Origin of the sequence: Shewanella colwelliana ATCC 39565 (assembly GCF_000518705.1) — a bacterium.
GTDB classification, from domain to species: Bacteria; Pseudomonadota; Gammaproteobacteria; order Enterobacterales; family Shewanellaceae; genus Shewanella; species Shewanella colwelliana.
In genome coordinates, this window is sequence record NZ_JAEC01000005.1 from 1 (window position 1) to 26953 (window position 26953).

The window sequence follows — 26953 nt, forward strand, 5'->3', positions numbered from 1 at the left end:
ACTTATACTATTTGTTAAGTAGATAATAGGTTTGGAAAACGCGCATGCGCGTTTTTCCAGATGGTATATTTAGCAAAATGCTGATAAGTTCATTACATACAGATAGTTAACTGTGCACGTTTTCACTGGTCCAACGAGGTAAACGCGCATGCGCACTAATAAAATGTTATATGCCCTAAAGGAAGTTGAGGTGCACTATTAAATCGAAGAATATAATTGCACTTCCTTGTGCAGTTCTAGCAATGTACCCCGGCTTTTTAGCTTCAACACTTGCTAGTGAATACTATGACAAAGTTGCAGTTTCTACTTTAGTAGCCTTAGTGGCAGCATTCTTTTTTTATCGTAATTTAGCTATTTACCAAAAAGCGGATGGCTATCTAAAATGCTTTTTTGTTTCTACTTTTTTATTAAGTGGTAATTTTAGTATTCCTGTTTGGTCGTCTGCGGCAAAAAACGATGCTAGTAATTTGGTCTTCTTGTTACTATTTCCAGCGATGTTTATAGCCAATTATCTTTTAACTAAGAGCGAACCTGCAAAACATGCTGTAGCTTTGTATAATCGGGCATATAACAAGTCGTTAAAGCAGGACAAATAACAGTTGGCTTTTGCTCCTGCGTCGCTTATTTTAGCCAACATATTATTTGCCTCTTAACGAGGCGTTATGCCCATCAAGGAATCGAGAAATGTGGAAGTCTTTAGTTGAGGGTTTAGGCAAAGAATGCAGGTTTGAGACTCAAGCAAATAATTCAGAAATTGCCGTAGCTGAAGCTAAACTCAATGTAGTTCTTCCGGATGCTCTAAAAGCATGCCTGCTTGAATCCAACGGCATTTTCGGTGAATATGACTTAGGTTTGGTTTGGTCTATCGAGCGCATTATTTCAACGAATATTGAGTTTCGTGAAAGTACCGAGTTTTCTGAACTATACATGCCATTTGATTCAATGCTCTTCTTCGCAGACGCTGGAAATGGGGATCAGTTTTTCTTTCCACTACAAAGTAGCAAAGTAAGGCGAAATGATGTTTTCGTATGGAGCCACGAAGATGATAGTAGAAACTGGGTTGCACCAAGCATGCAAAAATACATTGAGTGGTGGGTCAGTGGTAAAATCAATGTCTAGGCATAACAAGTTGCTCCAGTCGGATTGGGGTAAACTGTCACCTTGTTTGCAAAAAACGCAAACAAGCCGCCAATTCACCCCAACCGCTGAGCAAGGCGTTAGGTGTTTTTGATGATTAGGCTTTTAATCTTATTTTTGGGTTTTTGCACAATGCTAATAAGTGCTGAAGAATTCAGCTTGAGTCATACCGAAGCGAACTTTAGAGGAATGTATAGACATCAAACTTATATAAAACAGGGAAGTTTTGTTCATATTGATGATCATTATAAAGTTGACAATACTGGGCTTAACGTTACCCCTTATATTCCTGAGTTTGTTACGGCTCAAGTAACACATGAACAGCAAGAATATTTAATAAAACAATTAATCTCTCTTGGCGTACATAAATGGAAAATCCAATATCCAGAATCTACAGAAGGCCTAATTTGCGATGGTCACACATTTCAGCTTTTTATTAAATCATCTAATTTAACTGTAAATACGAGAGGGATTTGCGAAAAACCTCAAAACTATAAAGAGGTTGTTAGTCTGTTAGAAAGTATATATAAAACACCTAACAAGTAACTAAAGCGGGACTGCTAATCGTTGGCTCAGTTCCACTTCGTTTCACATTTTAGCCAACAATTATCAGCCCCTTAGTTGGGCGTTGCCGTATATCAGCTTGCCATACTTTCCCTAATAAGAATCATCACTTTAAGAGCTTTGACTCTAACCAATTTCTGTCCAGAAACGATTTAACTTGTGATTGCCCAAGTGGTAGCAGCAAGGTCAAATCGAAGAGATAGAAAACTCGGTGCGAACACAGTTGTGACCTTCTGAGGCATACAAATGTGTTTGCACGTGGGGCCTGCAGCAAGCAATTCAAAACAATGAAAGTCAACGCTACCGTCAGCGAAATAAAAACCAATACAGCCAAATGTTAAACCACAAAAATGCCAACACCTTCATTCGAAGGTCAGCTTATTTTTGTCCAAAAACGATTTAACTTGTGATTGCCCAAGTGGTAGAAGCAAGGTCAAATCGAAGAGATAGAAAGCTCGGTGCGAACACAGTTGTGACCTTCTGAGGCATGGCCGCTCTCTGACGTCCATGTCATCGCGGCATTTGTGAATCCATTCACGTCAGATGCCACCGTCGAGCGTATAGGGATATACTTGCAGCGTTCCACCGAAATACCTGCACGCAAGGCATGCTGCAGGCAATTGGTTGCCATGAAGGTTAACGCTACCATCAATAAATAGAAACAACTTCGTCAAATGTTATAAGCCAAAAATGCCAACACCTCATTCTAAGGTCAGCTTATTTTTGTTTGCACGAATAGGTCCCTCTTTCACATCCTGTGATCACGACATTTACGCATCCATGCGCTTCACCTACAGCAAGCAATTCAAAAACAATACAGCTCAAGACTAGCACCAGCTAAGGATTGTCCAGTATGGCTATGGGCATCGACAAAGAAACTTCTAACTTGTTTCCCCACAAGCCATCGAGCTTGCGATCCACGATCTCGCCACAGAAGCACTTGTTTGCTATATTAGCGCCCATTAGTCTGCCTATTACGTCAAACCTACTATCAAACGTAATAGCAAACGTAGTCGCAACCATCACCACATTAAGGTCATTCAATGAAAATCGGTATTATTGGCGCCATGGAGCCAGAAGTCGCTCACCTCATCGCCTCTCTGACTAACCCTAAATCACAAACGATTGCTGGCATCGAATTTGTTGCCGGACAGCTAGACGGTAAAGATGTGGTGATTACGCGATCGGGCATTGGCAAAGTGGCTGCGAGTATTGCTACCACACTGTTAATCGAAAAGTATGCCCCTGATTATGTGATCAACACCGGCTCTGCTGGCGGATTCGTCGACAGCCTAGCCATTGGCGATATTGTTATCTCATCAGAAGTACGTCATCACGATGTTGATGTCACCGCATTTGGTTATGAGATAGGGCAAATGGCGCAGCAACCTGCGGCGTTTATGCCTAATGCCACACTGGTTGATGCTGCCAAAAAGGCCGTTGCCAGCCTTGGAGAAGTTAACACCATCGAAGGTCTTATCTGCACTGGCGACAGCTTTATCTGCGATCCAGCGCGCACCAAAACCATGCTAGAACATTTCCCAACGATGGCCGCATGTGAAATGGAAGGCGCTGCCATTGCGCAAGTGTGTCATCAGTTTGATGTGCCGTTTGTGGTGATCCGTTCGCTGTCTGACAACGCTAATAACGACTCGCCAGTGGATTTTGACAGCTATATCGTTAAAGCGGGTCATCATTCGGCCTTGATGGTTATCGCTTTACTCAAACAGCTTTAATCTATCGCCTATGTTGCCAGATTTCACTCAACTGCTCGCTAATGAGAGCCCTCTGTATCAGGGGGCACTAACGCTATTGGTGGCCATAGTGCTGGCGAAACTGGCTCCTCTCCCCCCGAGAGGCGCAAGCGTTTTATTGGTTTAGCCTGCTGGCTAAAAGTCTCGCAGCTAAGGTTAATCGTCGCCACCGCACCGCCTCTCAACAAGTGACTGCGGGCATAATGGCAACCATTTTATTGGTACTGCCTTTTTGGCTCATTGCCACATTTTTAGTGGAACTGGCTGCTTTTCCGTGGTTTTTTGAATTCATCATTCTCTACCTCTGTTTATGTGATGAGCAGTTTCATAAGGTCGCAGAAGAGGTCGCCCAAGCGTTAAAGCGCGATGATAAAACCAGCGCCCGCCGCCTGTTAACGCCTTGGATGTATCGCGACACCCAAGAGTTGTCAGAGATTGGTCTCGTAAAAGCCACTATCGAAAGATTGGTCACCTCGCCAGTGTACGGGTCTGTCGCTACCATTTTATTCTTCACACTCGGCGGCATCCCGTTAGTGCTTGGGGCCCGCATGATTAAGCAGCTCGAATACTGCTGGCCATCAGTAAACCCAAGGTTTAGTAATTTTGGCCGCCCGGTCTATTACCTCAGCTATGGGCTCTACTACCTCCCCACACTGTGTTGGAATTTTTCGCTAGCGATACAAGCAGGTCCTAAGGCACTGCTAATGTTGTTACGGCCGAAAAAAAGCCTGTACCGGGTGAACAACCACCTCCCCTCGTGCGAAATCGCAGCGCACGCCCTTAACATTGAGCTGGGTGGACCGATTAAAATGAACGGCACCAAAATCCGCGTTGAAACCATAGGTGATGGCCCCAAACCAAATGCGGACAACCTCAAACCTGCACTGACTTTGGTAAGTACAGCGATTAACATCTGGGTCTTATCTGTGATTGTCATTCCTGCGATGTGGGCGACACTGCGCTATCTTCAAAGCGTTTCGTAAGCGCTAGGTTTGTTTGTCTACCGATTGCACTAGACAAGCGATTTTTGCTTGGTATTATGCCCTCTCACCCAGCAACATCACGTTCCAATAGGCATAACTATTTTGTTTGAGAATCTTCACATTTCACTGACGACGCCCGCGCTACTGTTTCCTGCTATCTCATTATTATTGCTGGCATATACCAATCGCTTTTTCTCTCTTGCTGCGCTTATCCGCAACTTAAGTAGTCAGGGGAAACCAGTCCATAGCGGCCAACTAAAAAACTTAAGGCAGCGTATTGTCATTATCAGGCGTATGCAAGAGTCAGGGGTCTTAAGCTTTGCACTGTGCGTCCTGTGTATGATTTTTATCTATATTGGCTTTAATAAAACCGGCTCCATCATTTTTGGTTCAAGCTTACTGCTGTTGCTCTACTCTTTGCTGTTATCGGTTATCGAGATCCGTATCTCCGTCGATGCCTTGAACTATCACCTAAAAGAGTTAGATCAGTGAGCCATTGGATCTATTTTTTTGACCTTTGTGGCACGGCAGTGTTCGCCCTATCTGGCGCACTCGCCGCGGGACGTCACCGCATGGATCCGTTCGGGGTTATCGTATTGGCTTCTGTTACCGCAATTGGCGGCGGCAGCATTCGCGATGCACTGCTTGGCACAACGCCAGTGTTTTGGATCCGCGACCCCAATTACATCATCGTCATCTTAGCCACAGTCTTACTGACGCTTATCTTTATTCGTAAGCCTAAAAAGGTCCCTCAGTACACTTTACCGGTTGCCGATGCACTAGGTTTGGCGCTCTTTACCGTCATTGGGGCAGAAAAAGCACTCAGCCTTGGCTTGGGTGGCATGATTGCTGTAGTGATGGGCTTGATAACGGGCGTCGGAGGAGGCATGATTCGAGACTTGCTCTGTCGCCAAGTGCCGATGATTATGCGTACCGAAATCTACGCTACTGCATCAATTTTTGGCGGCATTAGTTATACATTGGCCATCCACTTAGGTGCCGCAAATGAGATAGCTTTAGGCCTTGCGATGCTAAGCGCCTTAACGATTCGACTCGCTGCCATCAAGTGGCATTTACGACTACCCGCATTCGATTTGAAGAAAACCTAACATGATCAAGCGATTTATACTCACAGTGTTAGCCTTACTCCCCTTGTTAGCGCAAGCCAATCCAGGGGATATGCCTCGCGAGCAACAGATGGCGGTAAAATACATTCAGGCGCTGACCGATCACGACTATAAAACGCTGGCTTCTTTTTATAATCGAGATAGCATCTTTAAAGATAGAACCGCCAGTAAAAGCTATACCGGACGGCGTAACATTTTAGAGTTCTTTGAGCGTGCGCATCGTGGTGTGCTTGAATATCATTTTAATATCGAGCATATGTTTAACTCAGGCTCTTTAGTGGTGATGATAGGTAACTACCACTATCGCGGCCCAGGCAGTCAATTTGGAAAACCTGGTAAGATTATCGAACTAGCGATTCCTGGTGTCACAACCATTAAAGTCGATATGAACAATCACAGAGTCAAAGTTCATGAAGATTTGATGGATTATCAAACAATGGCTGATCAACTTTCGACGCAATAAGGTGATAGGCGCGCTATATTCCATCCCTGGTTTTTGGCATAAATGTTCCAGACATAAATACCAAAAGATTCCATCCCTGGTTTTTGGCATAAATGTTCCAGACATAAAAAAGGCCTGCTGATGCAGGCCTTTTTTATGTCACTTAAGTTACACTAAGGTGATCTTAGCAAACTTACGCTTGCCGACTTGGAATACACCACTGGTGCCAGCACTGAGCTGCAAGCGTGAATCTTCTATCTTCACGCCATCAATCTTTGCCGCGCCTTGCTTAATCATACGCATTGCATCAGAGGTGGAGCCAACCAGCCCGACATCTTTAAGCAAGTTAGCAATCGCAATACCTTCACCGGCAACAATCTCAAACTCTTCGATATCGTCAGGTAAAGCGCCTTTTTGAAAGCGATTGATAAACTCTTGATGTGCAGCTTCTGCAGCGGCTTCATCGTGAAAACGGGCAATGATCTCTTTCGCCAATAAGATTTTTACATCTCTTGGGTTTGTGCCTTGTTCAACATCAGCCTTAAGCTGCGCAAGCTCAGTCAACGGACGGAATGAAAGCAGATCAAAGTAGCGCCACATCAAATCATCAGAGATCGACATGATTTTGCCAAACATCTCACTCGCAGGCTCGCTTACACCAATGTAGTTGTGCGCCGACTTAGACATCTTCTTCACGCCATCGAGGCCTTCAAGCAGCGGCATCATAATAACGGTTTGTGGCTTTTGACCCGCAGACTTTTGTAACTCGCGACCCATCAGCAGATTGAACTTCTGATCGGTCCCCCCTAGCTCGACATCAGACTCTAGCGCGACTGAATCATAACCTTGCAATAGTGGGTACATAAACTCGTGAATCGCAATAGACTGACCCGATGCATAACGCTTCTTAAAGTCATCACGTTCCATCATGCGCGCAACCGTTTGCTGCGATGCTAGACGGATCATGCCTGCTGCGCCGAGCGGTTCTAGCCAGCTAGAGTTAAACTCAATACGCGTTTTGGCAGGGTCTAAAATCTTATACACTTGCTCTTTATAGGTTTCCGCATTTGCCAACACCTGCTCACGAGTTAACGGTGGACGAGTGCTATTTTTACCACTTGGGTCGCCAACCATGCCGGTGAAGTCACCAATCAAGAAGATCACTTCGTGGCCTAGCTCTTGGAAGGTTCTCATCTTGTTTAGAATAACTGTGTGGCCAAGATGAATGTCTGGCGCGGTGGGATCAGCTCCCAACTTAATGCGCAAAGGACGTCCCTCTTTTAACTTTTCCAGCAGATCCGACTCAAGAAGAATCTCATCGGTACCACGTTTTATTTCTGCTAATGCTTGGTCTAAATCAGCCATCTTGGCAGCTACTCCTAAGAGCCTATAGGTAAATAATGGGGACTAATGTTACTTGTTAGCCAGCACAAATGAAAGAGTGTACACTAACAGGATCGCCTTAAGTGTTAGAAATTGGTATCGGAGTCAATGGGAAAGGTTATTACACTCTTAAAACTATTACCCAAAATACATCAAATCCTCTTGAGTATATTGGTATTGGTTACGTTAACCGTTGTCTTTTTACCCTCTGACGATGCTCAAGCCTCAAAGTCGGCCAATCGCTCACTAACTGGCACCATTAACATTGGCAACGGCCCCGATGCCAGCAACAATGAAGCAAATGACGATGCTCATGCCTACCCTGTGCCTTTAGCCTTTCGAACGCCCCAAGCACCTAGTGCCTCAGAGATTGCCAAACAAACCAGTAAATCTAACGACGTTAACCTAAGCGACACCGCCCTCTCTTCGCCAACCGTACTCGGCACAGCAGACGAAGTCGAAACCCTTGAGCCTGTTCCAAGCGAACACAGCAAACAGTTTATTGTTCAAAAAGGCGATACCTTAGCTGCGCTGTTTAAACGCGCAGGTCTTAGTGCGCGAGACGTGTACGAAATAACCCAATTGCCTAAGGCTAAAAAGAACCTGTTGAAAATCATGCCAGGCGAAGAGATCGTTATTGTCAAAAATGACGCAGGTGAACTGACCAAGGTGTTGTACCACTTAGACCCTATCTCCACGTTAAGCATCAGTAAGGCTCCAAACGGTTACAGTGAGGAAGTGCTCACTAAACAGGTGGAAAGTCGCACTAAATTTGCCAGTGCAACCATTAGCAGTAACTTCTGGAATGCAGGTGTCGGTGCAGGACTAACCCCAAACCAAATCATGCAACTTGCAACCATTTTTGGTTGGGATATCGACTTTGCACTCGACCTTCGACAAGGCGATAACTTTGCCATTTTGTTTGAAGAGGAATATGCCGACGGTGAGTTCCTCCGCAACGGGAACATCTTAGCCGCCGAGTTTAACAACCAAGGCGATAATTACACCGCAGTGCGTTACACAGACGGCAGCTACTATTCAGCCGAAGGACGCAGCATGCGTAAAGCCTTCCTGCGCTCACCGGTCGACTTTAAATATGTCAGCTCTAGTTTTAATCCACGTCGCCTGCATCCGGTAACAGGGCAAGTCAAGGCTCACCGAGGCGTTGACTATGTGGCCGCCGTAGGCACCCCGATTAAAGCGGCGGGTAAAGGACGGGTCATTAAGTCAGGGTACAATCAATACAACGGCAACTATGTGTTTATTAAGCACAACGAAACCTATACCACTAAGTACTTGCACCTTAAAAAACGCAAAGTGAAGCAGGGACAAACGGTCAAGCAGGGACAAATCATCGGTACCTTAGGGTCAACCGGCCGGGTAACTGGTGCACACCTACATTATGAGTTCATCGTTAACGGTGTTCATCGCAACCCTAGAACGGTGAAATTGCCGCAGTCTTTGCCTATCGAAAAGCAGCATAAAAGCAAATTCCTCGCGCTAAGTAAGCTGCTCATGGCTAAACTTGAACAAAACAAGCAGCTACGACTTGCCGCACAATAGGATCCTTTCATGACCAGTAACTTATATATCGGCCTGATGTCTGGCACCAGCATGGACGGCGTCGATGCCGTGCTCGTCGATTTCAGTGATAACAATATCAAGCTGTTAGCCAGCCATACCGAAGCGCTACCCAGCCACCTGCTTAGCGGCTTACAACGCTTATGCCAATCGGGTAATGATGAAGTTAATCGTGTTGGTACCTTAGATCGCAGCGTCGGTAAACTGTTTGCGCAAGCGGTCAACAATCTCATCGATAAAGCTGGAGTAGATAAAAGCCAAGTACGCGCCATCGGTAGCCACGGACAAACCGTGCGCCATATGCCAAATCTAGAGATGGGGTTCACCTTACAAATTGGTGACCCAAATACCATTGCTGCGTTAACGGGTATCGATGTGATCGCTGACTTTCGCCGCAAAGATATCGCCTTAGGCGGTCAAGGCGCGCCATTAGTCCCCGCCTTCCACCAGCAGTTATTTGCCCAAGCTGGCAGCAAAAGAATGATCCTCAATATCGGCGGTATCTCAAACGTGACCTACCTGCCTGGTGATGCGAGTGCTGTGATTGGGTTTGATAATGGGCCAGGCAACACCTTGATGGATGCGTGGATTAAGCAAGTAAAGGGGGAGCCTTACGATAAGGCTGGTGCATGGGCAGCGACAGGCTGTAGTGATAAAGACCTGCTCAAACAGATGTTGTCTCACTCTTACTTCTCACTGAGTGCGCCAAAAAGTACTGGTCGAGAGCTGTTTAATCAAGCTTGGATGGAGCAACAAACCGCGGACTTTGGTTACCTCAAAGAGGTCGATATCCAATCGACCCTATTAGATGTCACTTGCCATGCAATAGCTAACGACTGCTTAACCTTAACCGACTCAGCGCAAATGTATGTCTGCGGCGGCGGCGCCTTTAATGATGAGTTGTTGAAGCGATTACGCCACTTACTGCCTCACTACAATATTGAAACCTCAAGTGCACTGGGGATCAATCCTCAATGGGTTGAAGGCATTGCCTTTGCCTGGTTGGCAATGCGCTATCAAAAAGGCTTGCCCGGTAACCTTCCTGCGGTCACTGGCGCATCCAGAGAGGCTATTCTTGGCGGCTTGTTTCCAGCAGCGTAATACACAGCTTTAAACTGATTGGTATTACTGCAGTAACTTATGCTGTAGGCGGATAACATCGCGCTTATAATTTTGCGACTGAGTTAATAATAAGCTGTGTAACTCAGGCATATAACCCATTGAACCTGCTCTGGGCATGGTGCCTGGCGGTAATTTAATGATAGGCGTGACAAGTTCGGTGTTGAATCGCCAAAAGTTAATCAGCTGAAATCCTTGCTGATTATCTCTAAAGTAGATCCCTTTTTCTGTCGCAATCCAATTGTAACCTTCATCAAACTTTTTCTCGCTGATCAACGCATGAACCTTGTCTGGCTGTGACAAATCGATAGACCATAATCCATCTTTATCAGCACGGGTAAAAAGCAGCTGCTGACTCGATATCATCTGACCTAATCGCATATCGATGTGACTCAGCACCTGAGGCAGACGGTTATCTAGGTAGAACTCGGTAATGCCGTCATCTGTACTGGCGATAACAGTTTCATTGTCCCACCCCCAACTTGGACGATTATGATCCAAATAAGGCGTGGCTAAAATAGCAATGTTACCCGTTTGCAGATCAAGGACATGAATTTTATTGCCTTCATTTTGATCATCTGGCGCTAAAAAGGCAATTTTACTGCCGTCTCTGGACCAGCTAGGATAAGCGACTCGCCGTTTAAGGTTTGTATGCTGACGTCTATTATTGCCCGTGCTATCGGCGCTCCAAATCTCATTAAACCCCGTTTCATTGGAAACATAGGCAATACGCTGGGCTATGGCCGAATAGGTTGGATTACGATAACTGTACTCCACCCGTAACAGCGGAAAACTAGTGGTCGGTATCGACTGCTCCAGCGCTAAGCTGGTGACTCGGTAATCTCGTATGTAGTTAGCGTACACTAACTCATTGCTATGAGGGATAAAGCGTGGGTAGCTCATGCCCTCCACATCTAACGCCTGAATACCCTCATGTTCAACATCAATAAGGTAACCGTTTCTCACGCCTGAATTTTCGGTGCTAAAAACCAAGCGATGTCCATCTTTATGCCAGCTTAAACCACGAATATCTTCCAACCCCGTTGTCAGTCGGCGCTCTTGCCCTGTGGTCAGGTCGAGCAAAAAAATATCTTCAGATATATTGCCAAAACGGCGAGAAATAGCCATGTAACGTCCATCGGGACTAAAGGCAACATCCCTATCTCTATGGCTGCAATGATTGATACACGATAAACGCACGGGCAGACTGTCAGTCTCCTTTAATGCAAAGCTATACAAGCCTGACGTTGCATCACTGTTGCTTTGCCAGATAAACACTAGACGCTCACCATTGGGCGATACGTCTAATGCTGCGGTATAGCTATTACAGGGCGTTAATGGGCGGGCTTCGTTACTGTCAAGGGTTAGCTGCATAATTTGGCAATCTTTCAACTCCTGAGACGGGTAATACAACATCTGCCCGTCTGGGCTCCACACCGCACGTAACTCTGAACTTTTTGCTGACGTCAGTCGCTTTGGCATCTCTGTAGGCGAATTGAGATCTTTTAAGTAAAGGCTAGAACGCTTACCGTTGCCGCGACTGCCATATACCAACCAACGACCATCGGGCGAGACATTGGGATAAAGCTCCGCATCAGCCGCTTTCGTAAGCTGCTGCTTTACAGTCGGAATCAAATGAACCTCATCATGATAGAGGTGCCATACCAGTAGTGCACTAACAGCTACCAGCACTGTGCCACTAGCCAGCGCAAATTTGGTCAGTTTGCGCTGCAGTAAGTTGATCTGCTTTTCGGCTCGTCGTAATAAATCTGGCTCGTCGACTAAGTCCTCGGCATTAAATTGTGGCGCAATAAGTAAACGATAACCCGCCTTTCTTACTGTCTCTATGATCGGCTGCTCGCTATTCAACGGCTTTAATTGCTGGCGCAAGTGCCATATTGCATTGGTTAAGGCTTTGGTCCCAACATATCCATTACCGTCCCAAATCTCTTCGATAAGCTCATCACGGGTGACTACGTTAGGGTAGTGGCGCGCAAGGTAACTTAGTACTTCAATAAACTTGGGCTGCAAAGACAAGCAAATGCCATCTGCCTTACTCTCGGCATCAAACACCACGCTGTTATCTGCAGGCGACACCTTGCAGTGACCCAACGAAAAATTCGCCTGTTTAGAAACTTTAACACTACCGCTCATCTTCCCTGCATCTCCTTGTAGGTCAAAACAGTTATTCAGTTAACGCTTACTCCCCCTACATTTGCCAACAAGTGTAGCCCTTTTAACCAAGTGATTACAACCGGGAAATAGATATAGAATAGACATGTAAACCACTGGAAGAAAAGGAAATAGATGTTTAATCGACATATAAACAATCTATAAACGACACCCCCAACATTGCTCGCCAGCAACAATTTAATTACAACTGACACCAGTAAACAGCAGGCTACCTCGATGGTTACAACCATACCGTCTATTGACACTCTCCTATCCCTAAGAGTGACTTATCCATGCCCCGACGTTTGCAACAAGTAAAGGTAGTTAACGATAAGAATAAGGACAGCAACTAGATGAAACCTCAACTCAAACAATCAGCATTAACCGTCGCCTTAGCAATGGCACTAACCCCAGTGTTAAGCGTTGCCGCTGAGACAAACACAACTGGCACACAGTCGGCCAAGATGGAAAAAATCGAAGTCACGGGTTCACGCATTAAACGCACCGACTTTGAAGGGGTTGCACCAGTAACCGTTATCTCAGCCGATGATATTGCAAATAGTGGCCTCAGCTCTATTTCAGAAATACTCCAAGCATCAGTGGCTAATACTGGTGGTTCACTCAATGGCGAGAGTGACGGATTTACTGATAGTGCTAGTTCAGTCAACTTGCGCGGTATGGGAGCCAATCGCACCTTGGTACTTATCAATGGTCGTCGTCAGGCATCGTTTCCTAGTGCGGCCGGTGGCACAACAAACTTTGTTGATACCTCAGACATCCCCACCGCAGCAGTTGAACGTATTGAGATTTTAACTGGTGGCGCATCGGCTATTTATGGCTCTGATGCTGTAGGTGGTGTGGTCAATATTATTTTGAAGAAACAATATGAAGGAGCTAAGGTCGCTGCCAAATACAACCACCCAACACAAGGTGGTGGTGAGCAGTTAGACCTCTCCTACTTGCAAGGCTTTAATACCGAAAAGAGCCAAACCTTAGTGATGCTCGAATATAAAAAAGTTGAGGCGATCAAAACTGAGCAACGCGATGGTCTATATAGCCCAGCTTACTATGAAGACGAAGATGGTGACATTCGTTGGGGAGCAGGCCCCTATGGTGATGCCACGCCCTCAAGCTGGGGCGCTTGGATTAGGGACTATGGTAAAGTCTACACCGACAGTAAATACAGTCCACTCGATAACACCCAGTGCACCGAGCGCTTTGGTGATAAGGGAATTTACATCCCAGCAGGTACCTATGACTGTTACTACGATAAATACGCCGACCGCGGCCTACTGTCAGCTTACGATCGCCTAAATCTAGTGGTTAATACCACCTATGATCTCAATGATGACTGGCAGCTCTATGGCATGATAAACGCCTCCTACAAAGAAGCCTCTAAGTACAAAGATGAAAAAGGCTTTGGCGTATATATCTACGAAGATGAGGCCACTGGCGCAATGAGCTATGACGCCAATGCATTCGAAGACTCAAACAAATTCCAGATGCGTCGTCGAATGGAAGAGTTTCCAGGTGATCGTACTTATGAGACCCAAAATACTAAAGCCGCCTTCTCTTTTGGTGCCAATGGAACTGTGGGAGATTACGAATTAGATCTCTCTTGGTCGAGCGGTTTTAACCGTTATGAAAAACAGAACACGCATATGGTCAGTGCGGATGCCTTGCTTGATATCGTCACCTTCAACCCTAACGACAGTGATCCAACCAAGTGGTACCCCAATAATGCCCTGACATCTGAACAGATTGATCAACTAATTGGCAGCGCCACCAAAGACTCAACATCCAGCATGCACCAGTTCCAAGCGGTCTTTACTGGAGATCTAATGGAACTGTCAGCGGGCACGATAGGCTTTGCAACCACGGCTGAGTGGGCCAGAGAGAGCTACGAAGATACCCTCGATGAGATCACCATGAGTGGCGGCTACATAGGTATGGGAGGCACGGGTGGCGAAGGCGATAGAGACCGTGTTGCTATGGCAGGTGAACTGCAAATACCGCTGTTGGCAGACCTTACGGGCGTCAAATCGCTCGACCTGTCTGCCGCGCTGCGTTATGACCATTACCTAGATGATTCGAGTGTGGGTGGCGCAACAACACCTCAAGTGGGTATCACCTATCGCCCAGTCAGTGAAGTGATGATCCGTGCCAATATGGGTAAAAGCTTCAGGGCGCCAGACATGCACCGCCTCTATGCGGGTTTAACTCGTAGCTTTGGTAGCACAGATTATGTTCATCCAACCATTCCGGGAGAGATATATGAAGACAGCTATGATGGTTTTAGCTCAGGAAATCTCAATCTAACTGAAGAGAAAGGTGACTTTTGGAACTTAGGCCTTGTTGCCAACCTCAGTGATAATGCAGATTTAACCTTAGACTGGTGGAATATTGAACTAGAAGGCGCAGTAAAAACTATCTCCACCAACGAGATGCTTGACGACAACAGATTCGATCAAACCGCAAACTATAACAGCTGCGAGAACATGGATATCGTCGGTTATGTGACTGAGCTCGACGATGATGGTATCCGAAATCTTGCCTGTATGCGTAAAGGCCCGATTAACAGCGCCTATGAAGCATCAGAAGGTATTGATGCCAGCGTTAACTACCGCTTCCCTGAAACTTCGGCAGGTGAGTTTAAGTTAAAACTTGCAGCTTCTTATCTGCTAAAGAAGGAATATCAGGAAAGTGTTGATACTGAAATCGAGGATGAGACCAAAACTAACTACGTGCCTAAATGGAAAGGCAATGCCAGCCTAACGTGGAACCTCGCTGATTTTAGTGCAACATTAGCCTATTACTATACTGGCAAAGCTGTGGGTGAAGATACATTTACCCTTATCGATGCCGATGGCGATGACTATGAGGTGGACGACTATCCAGATACACTCGATGCTTACCAAACCATCAACCTTACCCTTGCCTATAGCACGCCTTGGAAAGGTAAATTCAGTGCTGGAGTGAAAAACCTCACCGATGAGATGCCACCACTGTTTGATGAGCGCAATGATCGTCACAACGACTGGCCATTCTTTGAAGAGGACAACAGTAGCTACTCAACGGTAGGCCGTACGTTATTCTTGGGTTATTCTCAAAAGTTCTAGCCGACTCTGTATGTTGAAATTAAGCGCCTCTTTGGGGCGCTTTGCTTTAACACACCTTCTTTATCAGGAGATACCATGTTTAATCTCAAACACCTATTGGCTGTCCTGGTACTGTTGTCCAGCCAATACCTTGTTGCGGGTGACTACCAACAACCCTCAGCTCCACTGATGCAAGTTCTGCAGCAACCTAAAATGGTTGATAGCCGTTTATCAGCAAACGGCATCTATTTAGCCGTCATGACCCCCATATCATCTCCCAGCATCGCCAGCCTCGCCAGCGAAGAGGTCAAGCTCGCAGGGCTAAGGTTAGCCCCAAAAAGCCTAAGTCAAAGCCGCCCTAAAAAGCGCTATAGCCACATAAGCTTAGTGAACTTAGACAATCAAGAACAACACTTCATTAACCCGAGTGCGGGCGCCATCGCTAACGTAAGGTTTTCGCCTAATAGCCAATATCTAAGTTATATTGCCATCAATGAAAGTGCAGCCAACCTATTTTTATACAGCATAAAAAATGGCCAAACACGACAACTTAACAACACTCCGCTTAACGCCGTATTTGGTGCCAATTATCAATGGTCTCATGATAGCAGCGCCATCTTAACCACTCTAGCCGTGGCTAGCATCACAGAGCCCAGTACCACTATAGGCCCCAACATTAGCCAAGCCTTTGGTGAAAGAGCGCCTCGACGTACTTACCAAGACTTATTGCAAAACCGTCAAGATGAGGTGCAATTTGAACAACTGGCCACTAGCCAACTCGCACTATTATCGCTAAAAGGTGCACATAAACAAATTGGTAGCCCAGGCATCACCGTCCACTACAAGCTCTCACCCAACGATCAATTTATTTTGCTAAAACAGATTCGTCCGCCCTATTCGCACATCGTAAAATACAGGGACTTTGCTCACCATGTCGAACTCTATTCAGCCACGGGGACTTACCTTAAAGCGTTTGCCCATATTGACAGTGGCGAGCTTAGACCTGCAGGTGCTGACTCTGTCAATACCGGCCCTAGGCTTATCCATTGGCGACAAGATAAACCCGATACCTTAGCCTTCGTCACCGCCTTAGATAAGGGCGATGGGGAACAAGAGTTCCCATTACGCGATAGACTCCAAACCTTAAATGCCCCTTTTAATGGCGCAGCACAAACCATTGCAACCACGCCTTGGCGCATCAACAGCGTAAAATGGACCGATAGCAACACCCTGTTGCTTACTGAAAAGAACAACAACGAAAAAAAATTGCGTGTCAGTAGCCTTGATTTATCGACTGGAAATACACTTAAACTTTGGTATGAAAAGTCAATCCGTGACATCTATCAACACCCTGGCACCTTAGTTTATCGTGCACAAAATACCGGCGTCGCCCTGGTTGAAACCCATGAAGGCAAGGTGATTCACTTTGGCAAAGGTGCATCACCAGAGGGATTAAAACCCTTTTTAAAGCAGACCGACTTAACTAATCATGTCAGTGAACCTTTATGGCAAAGCGCAAAAGATAAACTTGAGCAGGTAGTACATGTGGTGAGTCTATCGCCACTGAGGTTGGTTATTAAGCGTGAAGATGCTATTAGCCCTCCGCAGTTAGTGTTATTCAATCAACAAGATAGTACTGAGCACTTGATCTACCAACCGCCCCAAACCTTGAGCGCCTACCAAGGGATGACACGGCAACTAATCACCTATCAACGTGCCGATGGGCTGCCACTATCCGGCATGCTCTACCTACCTAAAGGTTACCGTAAAGAGCATGGCCCTTTACCCCTGCTGATGTGGGCTTACCCAAGAGAGTATAAAAATGCCAACGTGGCGGCACAGGTCGCCTTTTCAGCCAATCAATACCAGAGCATCAGTGCCAAAGGCCCGGTCCCCTTTGTTGCCAAAGGCTTTGCTGTATTCGATAAGGTCTCGATGCCAATAGTGGGAGAAGGTAAAAACAACCCCAATGACAGCTTTCGCGATCAGTTAGTCGCCAACGCCAAAGCCGCCATCGACACGTTAAGTGATATGGGGGTTGCAGACCCTGAACGGGTGGCTATTGGTGGTCACTCCTATGGTGCCTTTATGGTTGCCAATCTACTGGCTCACTCAGATCTATTTAAAGCCGGAATCGCTCGAAGTGGTGCCTACAATCGTAGCTTGACGCCGTTTGGGTTCCAATACGAGAAACGTAATTATTGGGAAGCACCCGACCTTTATCAGCAGATGTCGCCCTTTACCCATGCTGATAAAATCGATGAACCACTTTTGATCATCCATGGAGAGATGGACGCCAATTCAGGCACCTACCCCATGCAGTCAACTCGACTGTTTAACGCCATTCGTGGCCTTGGGGGCAAAGCACGCCTGGTGATGCTGCCATTTGAAAGCCACAGTTATGTGGCGCAAGAATCATTGCAACACATGCTGTGGGAACAAGAGCAATGGCTTAAAAAAAACCTCCAACCATAATGAATACGGGCACTGACACAATCGCTGCAGCGCCCGATTCAACTGCTGCGCATAAAAGTTTCACTTTCCATATATTTAATAAAGGCTAAAGTAGATAAGTGGTTAACAAGTCCACTCTTTCAACCCATGCAAACAAGGAATAGTGACATGAATATGACGCAAAAAATGGCCGCAGAGTTTATTGGCACTCTGTGGTTGGTATTAGGCGGGTGTGGTAGTGCAGTTTTAGCCGCAGCCTTTCCAGAAGTCGGTATAGGCTTATTAGGTGTATCCTTCGCTTTTGGTCTAACAGTTTTAACCATGGCCTATGCGGTAGGCCATATCTCGGGATGCCATCTTAATCCCGCCGTCTCTTTTGGCTTGTGGGCTGGCGGGCGTTTTCCTGCCAATGAACTCCTTCCCTATATTGTGGCGCAAGTCGCAGGCGGTATTGCCGGTGCCGCTATCCTATACCTTATCGCGTCAGGCAATGCCGATTTTAGCCTTAGCAGTGGTTTCGCCTCAAACGGATATGGTGAGCACTCGCCCGGTGGTTATACCCTCACGGCTGCACTGGTCTGCGAAGTGGTGATGACACTCTTTTTCTTACTCATCATCTTAGGGGCAACCGATAAACGCGCCCCAGCAGGCTTTGCCCCTATCGCCATTGGTCTTGGGCTAACGCTAATTCATTTAATCAGTATTCCTGTGACCAATACCTCGGTAAACCCGGCACGCAGCACAGGACCAGCACTCTTTGTCGGTGATTGGGCCATTTCGCAACTTTGGTTATTCTGGGTCGCCCCCATCGCAGGCGCCATCTTAGCCGGCATTATTTATAAGTTTTTTAATACACCAGAGACACACTAAGAAATGGCGCCGATAGAGACCCGCTATATCGGCGCTTCACTTCCTTATCTTCCACTCCTCTTCGCGCAAATTATTTTAACCTCACCCTCAACAGATGTTATTATTCCCGCCAATCGGTTCTACCGTCCCAATGTAAAGAGAATACCATGAGCAAAAGTGCAAAAGACGCCAGCAAAATGACCCCAGAAGCGCGTTACGATTACCTTGTTGAACAAGCTAAATCAGAAAAGGTCCTATGGACACTTCAAGATTTAGATGGCTGTGTGATGCTAACCACTGAAGATGAGGATTGCATTCCTATGTGGCCATGTGAAGAGTCTGCTAAGCAGTGGGCTGTCGATGACTGGGCTGACTGCACCCCGTTAGCAATTCCACTTGATGAGTGGTTAGAGCGTTGGGTACCTGGCATGCAAGACGATGATCTGTTTGTGGCGGTTTTCCCAGTGCAAGAAGATCTTGGCGTGGTGATCCCACCTTATGAGTTAGAACAGCGCTTAACCCCAAAACAGCGTCACTAAGCTTTTAATAGGAGAGCAAGCCGTGTCAGAACCCACTTCAACAACCCTGAAGAGACTCGTGAGCAACAAACTAGTGTTGTTGCCGCTAAGCTGCCAAAACGCTTAATACTTCTGCTGCTATTTTTGGCGATTGCCTCAATAAGTGGCATTGTTGCGAAACAGGGCGTACTGTTTTGTATTCTGACACTCTTCATGGTTATTGCTGTGTTAGGTCGACAAAAGGCCGGTCTTTACATGCTCCGAGGCTATACCATCATTCAACTTGGTCTCGTCAGTCTATTGCCCGTTATCTTGTATGACCCTGATAACTTAGTTGCGGGGCCATCGACCTTTAGACTGGGTGATTGGGAGGGTAAGCTGCCTGACTATTTGGTATTTGGCCTATTGATTACGCTGTCGGTTGTGCAGGTGTGGGTGGCATTTAATGCCAAGGTTAAAGCCTATTGCCACGTTAAAACCAACATGAATATCATGCGATAGATTCTAAATTCTAGATTCTAGATTCTAGATTGAGTATAAGTGTTCCAGACACAAACACCAAAAGACTCCGTCCATGGCTTTTGGCATAAGTGTTCCAGACACAAACACCAAAAGACTCCGTCCATGGCTTTTGGCATAAGTGTTCCAGACACAAAAAAGCCAGCAATGCTGGCTTTTTTTATTGCTACATCTCAATCTAAATTTACACTGAGAAACTTGCGCCACAACCACAAGTTGTTGTTGCATTTGGGTTTTTAACGAAAAAGCGAGATCCCTCTAGACCAGAAGTATAATCCACTTCGCCACCCACTAGGTATTGCAAGCTCATGGGATCAACCACTAACTGAACACCCTGCTTCTCAACGGTAAAATCACCTTCATTGACTTTTTCATCGAAAGTAAAGCCATACTGAAAACCTGAGCAACCACCGCCTGTTACATATACACGTAACTTAAGCGCTTCGTTTTGCTCCTCATCCAACAAGGTTTTTACCTTTGAAGCTGCCGCATCAGTGAAGCGGATTGGCATTGTATCTTCAACTTGTTCAGTCATTACTACCTCTAACATCGGTTTGCTGGGCGGAATTATCCGATACCTGACCATTTTGTTCAAGTAATAGTCGTGGCTGTTGTGAATTCTGTGAGCTATTTGCATCAACTTCTGCTTGAGTCTCTGCCATGGCGGCGCTACCAAACTGCAATACTTGCATCGCTTCGCTCGATAACTCACTGTCTAGGATTTCGGGTTTAGGCAGTAACTCTTGTGCCGTAAAAGATTGTTCAGCAGTAGCTCCTTTGCTCCAACGGCTTGCAGGCACAATCACTTTGGCCTCTAGACGAGAGAACTCAAAATCCTCAGGGAAGGTAACGACGGTTTCTAACACCTGAAAATAACGAAAACTGAAGTTGAATTTATCTTCAGTCAAAGAGCTAAGCGGTAAACTGACAACCTTACCTCCCTGTAAGCCAACAAAGTTAAGCTCTGCACGCCCCTTTAATCCCTGTTTACGCTTTTGTAATTGAGTGAGTACCAACTTAACCCGATATTGCTGCGGCAATAAGCCTGCAGACATCTCAGCGCCATGAATCGCCACTCCATCTGCTTGGTGCTCGGGCGCCATAATGCTGCGGTAGAAAGCGAGTTCACGATCAAGCTCTTTCTGCTTTTGATGTTGCTCTAAAAACATCGCTTGCATATTCTGATTGGCTTCACGCTCTAACGACAATTCTAAATTACGTGCAGCCAACACTTCAGCCTGTTCCGTTAATGCCTGACTAATCTCCACCTCTCTGCCATCTGTGTTAACCTGAACAACTTGATGCTGTGATGACCAAATCTCCCAGGTGAGAACGCCAGCAAAGAATGCCACCAGCACCAAAAAAAACAGATAAACGCTCGAAGGTCTAATTTTTCGCTCAACCACTTGCATGCGATCGACCCAACGATGATAATTTGGCATTAACTATTAGCCCCTTATAAAAAATCTACACTCATATTCGAGTTCGGCAATGGATCACCTGGAAGGTTCCTGTGCAGCTACCCATAAAAAACGCAATCAAGCAATGCCAAAAGTACTTAGATACTGATCTGAAAGACAACTTGTCTCAGGCCAAGATCAGCGTACAACTTTGCTCGCTGGCGTTGGCATTCGCACTAGTTGCCTCTGGCGTTATCATATTATTTCGCCTTTTATTGCAATGGTTCAATGACTATACCCAAACCCAAGAGATCGATTTTACTGGCAACTTTGGTGACTGGCGAGTGCTATTACCACTTTTAGGTGCATTGTTAATCTGGGTTGTGGCAATTTTGGGATCTAAACGCTATAAGCGAATGGGAATTGCTTATGTGATGCAGCGCATGAGACTCCATTACGGCAAAATCCCATTACAATCAGCTCCAGGTCAATTCTTCCAAGCGCTGTTCGCCCTTGCCACCAATTTCTCGGTCGGCCGAGAGGGGCCCGCTATCCATTTAGGCGCAGTGAGCGCGAGTGTCATGGCCGAAAAATTTAATCTGCCCGACAACAGTGTCCGAATCATGTGTGCCAGCGGCATTGCCGCCGGAATTGCGGCGACCTTCAACGCCCCGTTAGCGGCAGTCATTTTTGTGTTTGAAGTGGTGCTCCGCGAGTACAAAGTCCACTATTTCTTTCCTATTATGTTGTCGGCAATCTGTGGCGCGGTTTCTAGCCAATTAGTTTTTGGCAATATTCATGAGTATGACCAAATAGGTGTGATCAGTATTCCGCTGTCACAATACCCAATCTTACTCGTGTGTGGGGTTACCTTAGGCTGTATCGCCGCACTGTTTAACCACAGCCTATTGAAAGTCACCGCTACTGGACAATCATGGCCATTGATCTACCGATTACTCCTAGCAGGTACCATCACCACCATTATCGGTCTATTTCTGCCACAAGCCTTAGGCAGTGGTGATCTGGCGATAGACCATGCCATTAGTGATAACCCAAGTTTATGGTTACTCGTGGGCTTACTCGTCGGTAAAATTATCGCCACCATTGCAGCAATTGGACTCGGTATTCCCGGTGGCATTGTAGGGCCGTTATTTGGTATTGGAGCCTTGATAGGTTCCATTTTAGCTATCGTCAGTGCGTTTTTCTTCCCCTCTATTACCCCCTATGTAGGGCTTTATACCATCATAGGAATGACAGCGATGATGGGCGTCTGCTTAAGCGCTCCGCTGGCGGCGTTGGTAGCCCTACTCGAGCTCACCAATAATGCCGCGATTATTTTGCCAGCGATGTTCGTTACCATCCCCGCTTTCCTCATTGCTCACCAAGCTTTTAATACAAAATCACTGTTTTATAAGCAGATGGAGATCATGGGCTTGGACTACAAAATCTCCTCAGTCAAATTAGGCTTGCAGAAAAAAGGCGTGAGAGCATTAATGGATAAGCGCTTTGTTATTGTTCGAAACAATGATGAGCTGCTACTTGAAGTCCTGAAGCGTGCACAGGGGCGCTCAGTATTAACCCAAAACCAAGCAGGCGAAATGGAGATGCTGCAACTTGAGCTGCAAGTGGTTGACGATATGAGCACCCTGACTCGCCACCCTATTACTGGACTTGTCGATACCTGCACCCTCAAAGAGGTGTATGACGTGCTGTCTCGTGAGCGGCGCGGCGAAGTGTTTATCTATCAGCGTACTGTAGAAAATGTGGTGGGGGTGATCAGTTGGGCTATGCTACAAAAAGAGATTAACTCAGGGCAGATATAATCACAGTCCTCTCATTGCGACCAGAGTGATCAACAAGGTCACTACCCATAGCTGTGAAGTTAAAAATCTGACCTTACGTTGGTAAGTTAACGCTTTGAGCGCTGTGCCAATATGACGAAGTGCATTAATACCACTAACCAAGCCTATCATTGCAGCCATATCCCCCGACAAAAAGTTGCAGGAAGGCAAACGCTTGCGATCGCAAGAAATGGGCGTATAATCCCACGGAATTTTTCAAAACAGAGCGTAATAATGAACCAGGCAGTTAAGTACAACTTGACTCATTTTCGTCGAGGATCGGCGTTGGTTTTATTTTCTGTTTTTCGATTTCAAAAAAAAGCCTCCTTGTTTAAGGGGGCTTTTTTTTGTCTGCTTTTTACGTGAGGAGACTGTTTTAAACCTTTTTATTTATGTGCGCTTCATTCATTGCACAACTTGAATGTAAACACTGCGAAGAAAGCTTAAAACCATTTGTATCCGTTATCTATAATAAAGGAAAGAGAAGCCATGGCTAACTCGTTGTTTCAAAAACATATCATCTCCATTCCGGAATTAACCCGAAGTGAACTTGAACTTATCGTTGAAACTGCTGGAAAATTAAAAGCAGAGCCAAATCCTGAACTATTAAAAAATAAAGTTGTGGCTTGCTGTTTCTTTGAACCATCTACACGCACTCGCCTCTCTTTCGAAACCGCAATACAACGTCTTGGCGGCACGGTTATTGGTTTTGATAACGCTGGCAATACATCACTGGCGAAGAAAGGAGAAACTCTGGTCGATTCCGTACAAGTGATCTCCTCTTATGTCGACGCTTTTGTGATGCGTCACCCACAAGAGGGCGCTGCACGTCTGGCCTCAGAATTTTCTCATGGCGTACCAATCGTTAACGGCGGTGACGGGGCAAATCAGCATCCAACTCAAACCCTATTGGACCTATATTCAATCTTTGAAACTCAAGGTCGCTTAGATAACTTAAACATCGCCTTCGTTGGCGATCTCAAGTATGGCCGTACCGTACACTCTTTGACCCAAGCGCTATCCAAGTTTAACAAGATTAACTTCTTCTTTATATCGCCAGAAATCCTAGCCATGCCTGATTACATCTGCGAAGAGCTAGACCAAGCAGGCATTAACTATAGTGTGCACGCCACCATGGAAGAGGTGATACCAGAGCTAGATGTTCTCTACATGACTCGCGTTCAGAAGGAGCGTTTGGACGAATCTGAGTATGTACATATGAAAGCGGCTTACATCCTAACGGCTTCAATGCTGGCTGATGCGCGAGACAACTTAAAGGTATTACATCCGTTACCACGTATAGATGAAATTACTGTAGATGTAGATAAAACCAAACACGCGTACTACTTTCAGCAAGCGGAAAACGGGGTTTACGCGCGTGAAGCACTGTTGGCTCTAGTACTAAACGAACAACTTTAAGCAGGAGAGAATCGCTATGACTAAGGAAACCCAACAGGTTGAAGCAATCAAAAATGGTTCTGTTATCGACCACATTCCCGCAAATGTAGGAATAAAGGTGCTTAAACTGTTCAAAATGCATAAAACCAACCAACGTGTGACGATAGGCCTTAACCTGCCATCTTCAGCCTTGGGCGCGAAAGATCTCATTAAGATTGAGAATGTGTTTATCAGCGCCGATCAAGCCAACCAACTGGCTTTATATGCACCGAATGCAACCGTGAATCAAATTGAAAATTATGAAGTGGTTAAAAAGCTAACATTGTCACTACCAGAGAGAATCAATACTATTTTCAAGTGCCCTAATAGCAATTGCATCACTCATAATGAGCCTGTCGACAGCAGTTTTACTGTTATTGCAAAACAAGAAGATATCCACCTAAAGTGTAAATACTGCGAAAAAGTCTTTTCACGAGAAATCGTCACCGAACGCACTTAGTCTAAGCAAGCGTAAAAATGATCACTTGAGATGAATTAGCATATTGTTGCTGTTTCATCTCTAGCTTATCATTGATTATGCAAGCCAAACTGGGCCTCCTTTCCCTGTAGAGTGAAGAGAGGCCGGCGAGTAAAGTCTTCACAAAAAACTCAAGATAGCACGTATACACAGACCTCATTAAAAGCACTATCAATGCCTAGATATGTGAGCAATGACGTTGAAAATGCTGGGTATAAGATCACAATAATAGATCTATTTGAGGGCAATTTAGATCAGGCTCATATACTCTATCTGACACGCATTCAAAGAGAGCGTTTTCCTTGACAGGAAGAAGCAGATAAGTATCGTGGTGATTTTCGTTTAAACCACAATATTTGCACACAGCATTACACATAAAACACAGTGATCATGCATCCGCTGCCACGAGACGCTAGAGAGCAGACAAATGAGTTGGATAACGATTTAAACAGTCGTCCAAACTTAGTCATCTTTAGACAGGCAGATAATGAATTACTCATCCGCATGGCACTGTTTGCACAGACATTAGATGTTGATTCACAACACGAACAACACGAATGTCCAGTTAATTGGTATTCACAAAAAGCCGATTTTTAATCTGGCAATTGACTTTAAGGATATAGAATGACCCGTTCTGAAACCCTATTTGAACAGGCTAAAAAAACCATCCCTGGTGGCGTTAACTCGCCAGTACGAGCCTTTAACGGCGTGGGTGGCTCACCTCTTTTTATCGAAAAAGCTGATGGCGCTTATATCTATGATGCCGACGGTAAAGCCTATATCGATTATGTGGGTTCTTGGGGCCCGATGATTTTAGGTCATAATCATCCTAAAATTCGTGCAGCGGTCTTAGCCGCCGTTGAAAACGGACTTTCATTTGGTGCGCCAACAGAACTTGAAGTGCGCATGGCTGAAAAAGTAATTGAAATGGTTCCATCTATGGAACAAGTACGTATGGTGAGCTCTGGTACTGAAGCGACCATGAGCGCTATCCGTCTGGCTCGTGGTTTCACTAACCGTGACAAAATTCTTAAGTTTGAAGGCTGCTACCACGGCCACGCTGACTGCTTACTAGTGAAAGCAGGCTCTGGCGCACTAACTCTGGGTCAACCAAGCTCACCAGGTATCCCTGAAGATTTCGCTAAGCACACCCTAACCGCCGTTTATAACGAATTGGAATCGGTTAAAACACTATTTGAACAGTACCCAGAAGAGATCTCGTGCATCATTCTTGAGCCTGTGGCTGGCAACATGAACTGCATTCCACCGATCCCTGGTTTCCTTGAGGGTCTACGTGCCCTTTGTGACCAATACGGTGCGCTACTGATTATTGACGAAGTGATGACAGGTTTCCGCGTATCAAAAAGCGGAGCTCAAGGTCACTACGGTATCACCCCAGATCTAACAACTTTAGGTAAAGTGATCGGTGGCGGTATGCCAGTGGGTGCTTTCGGTGGACGCAAAGATGTGATGCAGTTTATCGCACCTACGGGTCCTGTTTATCAAGCCGGTACGCTGTCGGGTAACCCAATTGCCATGTCAGCAGGTCTTGCACAGATGGAAGCACTTTGTGAAGAGGGCCTTTATGAAGAGCTAGCCGCTAAGACAAAACGTATCGCAGAAGGCTTCAAGGCTGCTGCGAATAAGCACGGTATTCCGCTTAGCATTAACTACGTAGGTGGTATGTTTGGACTCTTCTTCACCGAAGAAGAAAACGTAACTCGTTTTGACCAAGTGACTCAATGTGATGCAGAAGCATTCCCAACCTTCTACCATGGCATGTTAGATGAAGGGGTTTACCTTGCACCTAGCGCCTATGAAGCAGGCTTCCTGTCTATGGCTCACGGCGAGAAAGAACTTGAAGCCACACTTGCTGCCGCTGATCGCGTCTTTGCTAAAATGGCTAAGTAAGTTTGTCTGATCACAGAGCATAAAAGGACGCCTCGGCGTCCTTTTTTATTAACCTAATGAGCCTTAATGCTGCTGAAAAACTGATTGGCAGTGATTTTAACTGACTTTTCACCGCCAACCGCCATAAAAAACGATAAACCCAATTAAATAAGCATAATAGCCTAAATGCGAGGGTTAACTGATTTT

23 protein-coding genes and 1 pseudogene are annotated in these 26953 nt (G+C 45.8%); 20 read left to right on the forward strand and 4 right to left on the reverse strand.

Annotated features, from left to right (window positions below; all coding sequences use genetic code 11):
• Positions 1-242 precede the first annotated feature (242 nt).
• From L876_RS0101940 to L876_RS0101980, 8 genes are all read left to right on the forward strand, one after another.
• A complete protein-coding gene (locus L876_RS0101940) occupies positions 243-596 on the forward strand; it encodes a hypothetical protein (RefSeq protein ID WP_028762250.1) in 354 nt (117 codons plus the stop codon).
• A gap of 88 nt (positions 597-684) precedes the next feature.
• A complete protein-coding gene (locus L876_RS0101945; protein WP_028762251.1) occupies positions 685-1119 on the forward strand; it encodes an SMI1/KNR4 family protein in 435 nt (144 codons plus the stop codon).
• Between the two features lie 111 nt (positions 1120-1230).
• Positions 1231-1683, forward strand: coding sequence for a hypothetical protein (locus tag L876_RS0101950; protein ID WP_051412855.1), 453 nt, complete (start codon positions 1231-1233; stop codon positions 1681-1683).
• Positions 1684-2744: 1061 nt separating this feature from the next.
• Positions 2745-3437 carry a 5'-methylthioadenosine/adenosylhomocysteine nucleosidase gene (locus L876_RS0101960; RefSeq protein ID WP_028762254.1) on the forward strand — a complete coding sequence of 231 codons (693 nt, stop codon included), beginning with the start codon at positions 2745-2747 and terminating at the stop codon, positions 3435-3437.
• Between the two features lie 149 nt (positions 3438-3586).
• Positions 3587-4438, forward strand: a complete 852-nt coding sequence (locus L876_RS20870; protein WP_345939959.1) for a cobalamin biosynthesis protein CobD/CbiB — start codon at positions 3587-3589, stop codon at positions 4436-4438.
• 102 nt (positions 4439-4540) lie between these two features.
• Positions 4541-4930 carry a DUF2721 domain-containing protein gene (locus L876_RS0101970; RefSeq protein ID WP_028762255.1) on the forward strand — a complete coding sequence of 130 codons (390 nt, stop codon included), beginning with the start codon at positions 4541-4543 and terminating at the stop codon, positions 4928-4930.
• Positions 4927-5547 carry a trimeric intracellular cation channel family protein gene (locus L876_RS0101975; protein WP_028762256.1) on the forward strand — a complete coding sequence of 207 codons (621 nt, stop codon included), beginning with the start codon at positions 4927-4929 and terminating at the stop codon, positions 5545-5547. The genes L876_RS0101970 and L876_RS0101975 overlap by 4 nt, the downstream gene beginning before the upstream one ends.
• A gap of 1 nt (position 5548) precedes the next feature.
• On the forward strand, positions 5549-6028 hold the full coding sequence (locus L876_RS0101980) for a nuclear transport factor 2 family protein (RefSeq protein WP_051412856.1): 480 nt from the start codon (positions 5549-5551) through the stop codon (positions 6026-6028).
• A 147-nt stretch (positions 6029-6175) separates the two neighbouring features.
• Here the strand turns inward: L876_RS0101980 and tyrS are convergent, their stop codons facing one another.
• The gene (tyrS, locus tag L876_RS0101985; protein ID WP_028762258.1) at positions 6176-7372 is read right to left on the reverse strand and encodes a tyrosine--tRNA ligase; all 1197 of its coding nucleotides are present in this window, start codon (positions 7370-7372) and stop codon (positions 6176-6178) included.
• A gap of 126 nt (positions 7373-7498) precedes the next feature.
• On the opposite strand from tyrS, the gene L876_RS0101990 reads away from it, so the two are divergent.
• Entirely contained in the window at positions 7499-8953 is a 1455-nt protein-coding gene (locus tag L876_RS0101990; protein WP_028762259.1) for a peptidoglycan DD-metalloendopeptidase family protein, read from the forward strand.
• 9 nt (positions 8954-8962) lie between these two features.
• Positions 8963-10072, forward strand: coding sequence for an anhydro-N-acetylmuramic acid kinase (locus L876_RS0101995; protein WP_028762260.1), 1110 nt, complete (start codon positions 8963-8965; stop codon positions 10070-10072).
• 24 nt (positions 10073-10096) lie between these two features.
• Here L876_RS0101995 and L876_RS0102000 read toward each other — a convergent pair whose 3' ends face one another.
• Positions 10097-12244, reverse strand: a complete 2148-nt coding sequence (locus tag L876_RS0102000) for a winged helix-turn-helix domain-containing protein (RefSeq protein WP_037427812.1) — start codon at positions 12242-12244, stop codon at positions 10097-10099.
• 371 nt (positions 12245-12615) lie between these two features.
• Between L876_RS0102000 and L876_RS0102005 the strand changes: the two genes are divergently transcribed.
• The 5 genes from L876_RS0102005 to L876_RS20875 all read left to right on the forward strand — a co-directional run bounded on the left by L876_RS0102005 (position 12616) and on the right by L876_RS20875 (position 19682).
• Positions 12616-15381 (forward strand): TonB-dependent receptor plug domain-containing protein, encoded by a 2766-nt coding sequence (locus tag L876_RS0102005; protein WP_028762262.1) that lies wholly within the window; start codon positions 12616-12618, stop codon positions 15379-15381.
• Between the two features lie 75 nt (positions 15382-15456).
• Positions 15457-17835 (forward strand): S9 family peptidase, encoded by a 2379-nt coding sequence (locus tag L876_RS0102010; protein ID WP_028762263.1) that lies wholly within the window; start codon positions 15457-15459, stop codon positions 17833-17835.
• Between the two features lie 147 nt (positions 17836-17982).
• Positions 17983-18684 carry an aquaporin Z gene (aqpZ, locus tag L876_RS0102015; protein WP_028762264.1) on the forward strand — a complete coding sequence of 234 codons (702 nt, stop codon included), beginning with the start codon at positions 17983-17985 and terminating at the stop codon, positions 18682-18684.
• 146 nt (positions 18685-18830) lie between these two features.
• Complete coding sequence (locus L876_RS0102020; protein ID WP_028762265.1) at positions 18831-19202, forward strand: DUF2750 domain-containing protein; 372 nt, start codon at positions 18831-18833, stop codon at positions 19200-19202.
• A 90-nt stretch (positions 19203-19292) separates the two neighbouring features.
• Complete coding sequence (locus L876_RS20875) at positions 19293-19682, forward strand: hypothetical protein (protein ID WP_051412858.1); 390 nt, start codon at positions 19293-19295, stop codon at positions 19680-19682.
• Between the two features lie 202 nt (positions 19683-19884).
• Here L876_RS20875 and erpA read toward each other — a convergent pair whose 3' ends face one another.
• Positions 19885-20235 carry an iron-sulfur cluster insertion protein ErpA gene (gene erpA / locus L876_RS0102030; RefSeq protein WP_028762266.1) on the reverse strand — a complete coding sequence of 117 codons (351 nt, stop codon included), beginning with the start codon at positions 20233-20235 and terminating at the stop codon, positions 19885-19887.
• Positions 20228-21142: a DUF6776 family protein gene (locus L876_RS0102035; RefSeq protein WP_028762267.1), complete on the reverse strand. Its 915-nt coding sequence runs from the start codon at positions 21140-21142 to the stop codon at positions 20228-20230. Before L876_RS0102035 ends, erpA begins: the two co-directional genes overlap by 8 nt.
• A 71-nt stretch (positions 21143-21213) precedes the next feature.
• Here L876_RS0102035 and L876_RS0102040 point away from each other — a divergent pair, with 71 nt between their 5' ends.
• The 5 genes and pseudogenes from L876_RS0102040 to hemL all read left to right on the forward strand — a co-directional run bounded on the left by L876_RS0102040 (position 21214) and on the right by hemL (position 26767).
• Positions 21214-22923, forward strand: coding sequence for a chloride channel protein (locus L876_RS0102040; protein WP_028762268.1), 1710 nt, complete (start codon positions 21214-21216; stop codon positions 22921-22923).
• A 507-nt stretch (positions 22924-23430) separates the two neighbouring features.
• Positions 23431-24360: an aspartate carbamoyltransferase gene (pyrB, locus tag L876_RS0102050; protein WP_028762269.1), complete on the forward strand. Its 930-nt coding sequence runs from the start codon at positions 23431-23433 to the stop codon at positions 24358-24360.
• Between the two features lie 16 nt (positions 24361-24376).
• Positions 24377-24838: an aspartate carbamoyltransferase regulatory subunit gene (gene pyrI, locus L876_RS0102055; protein WP_028762270.1), complete on the forward strand. Its 462-nt coding sequence runs from the start codon at positions 24377-24379 to the stop codon at positions 24836-24838.
• A gap of 111 nt (positions 24839-24949) precedes the next feature.
• Positions 24950-25453: pseudogene (locus tag L876_RS23230) on the forward strand (aspartate carbamoyltransferase); the annotation flags it as partial.
• A gap of 27 nt (positions 25454-25480) precedes the next feature.
• The gene (hemL, locus tag L876_RS0102065; RefSeq protein ID WP_028762272.1) at positions 25481-26767 is read left to right on the forward strand and encodes a glutamate-1-semialdehyde 2,1-aminomutase; all 1287 of its coding nucleotides are present in this window, start codon (positions 25481-25483) and stop codon (positions 26765-26767) included.
• Positions 26768-26953 lie beyond the last annotated feature (186 nt).

Coding starts and splice junctions, on each gene's coding strand:
- L876_RS0101940 (WP_028762250.1), top strand. CDS start 243: ATGTACCCCGGCTTTTTAGCTTCAACACTTGCTAGTGAATACTATGAC.
- L876_RS0101945 (WP_028762251.1), top strand. CDS start 685: ATGTGGAAGTCTTTAGTTGAGGGTTTAGGCAAAGAATGCAGGTTTGAG.
- L876_RS0101950 (WP_051412855.1), top strand. CDS start 1,231: ATGATTAGGCTTTTAATCTTATTTTTGGGTTTTTGCACAATGCTAATA.
- L876_RS0101960 (WP_028762254.1), top strand. CDS start 2,745: ATGAAAATCGGTATTATTGGCGCCATGGAGCCAGAAGTCGCTCACCTC.
- L876_RS0101980 (WP_051412856.1), top strand. CDS start 5,549: ATGATCAAGCGATTTATACTCACAGTGTTAGCCTTACTCCCCTTGTTA.
- tyrS (WP_028762258.1), bottom strand. CDS start 7,372: ATGGCTGATTTAGACCAAGCATTAGCAGAAATAAAACGTGGTACCGAT.
- L876_RS0101990 (WP_028762259.1), top strand. CDS start 7,499: ATGGGAAAGGTTATTACACTCTTAAAACTATTACCCAAAATACATCAA.
- L876_RS0101995 (WP_028762260.1), top strand. CDS start 8,963: ATGACCAGTAACTTATATATCGGCCTGATGTCTGGCACCAGCATGGAC.
- L876_RS0102000 (WP_037427812.1), bottom strand. CDS start 12,244: ATGAGCGGTAGTGTTAAAGTTTCTAAACAGGCGAATTTTTCGTTGGGT.
- L876_RS0102005 (WP_028762262.1), top strand. CDS start 12,616: ATGAAACCTCAACTCAAACAATCAGCATTAACCGTCGCCTTAGCAATG.
- L876_RS0102010 (WP_028762263.1), top strand. CDS start 15,457: ATGTTTAATCTCAAACACCTATTGGCTGTCCTGGTACTGTTGTCCAGC.
- aqpZ (WP_028762264.1), top strand. CDS start 17,983: ATGAATATGACGCAAAAAATGGCCGCAGAGTTTATTGGCACTCTGTGG.
- L876_RS0102020 (WP_028762265.1), top strand. CDS start 18,831: ATGAGCAAAAGTGCAAAAGACGCCAGCAAAATGACCCCAGAAGCGCGT.
- erpA (WP_028762266.1), bottom strand. CDS start 20,235: ATGACTGAACAAGTTGAAGATACAATGCCAATCCGCTTCACTGATGCG.
- L876_RS0102035 (WP_028762267.1), bottom strand. CDS start 21,142: ATGCCAAATTATCATCGTTGGGTCGATCGCATGCAAGTGGTTGAGCGA.
- pyrB (WP_028762269.1), top strand. CDS start 23,431: ATGGCTAACTCGTTGTTTCAAAAACATATCATCTCCATTCCGGAATTA.
- pyrI (WP_028762270.1), top strand. CDS start 24,377: ATGACTAAGGAAACCCAACAGGTTGAAGCAATCAAAAATGGTTCTGTT.
- hemL (WP_028762272.1), top strand. CDS start 25,481: ATGACCCGTTCTGAAACCCTATTTGAACAGGCTAAAAAAACCATCCCT.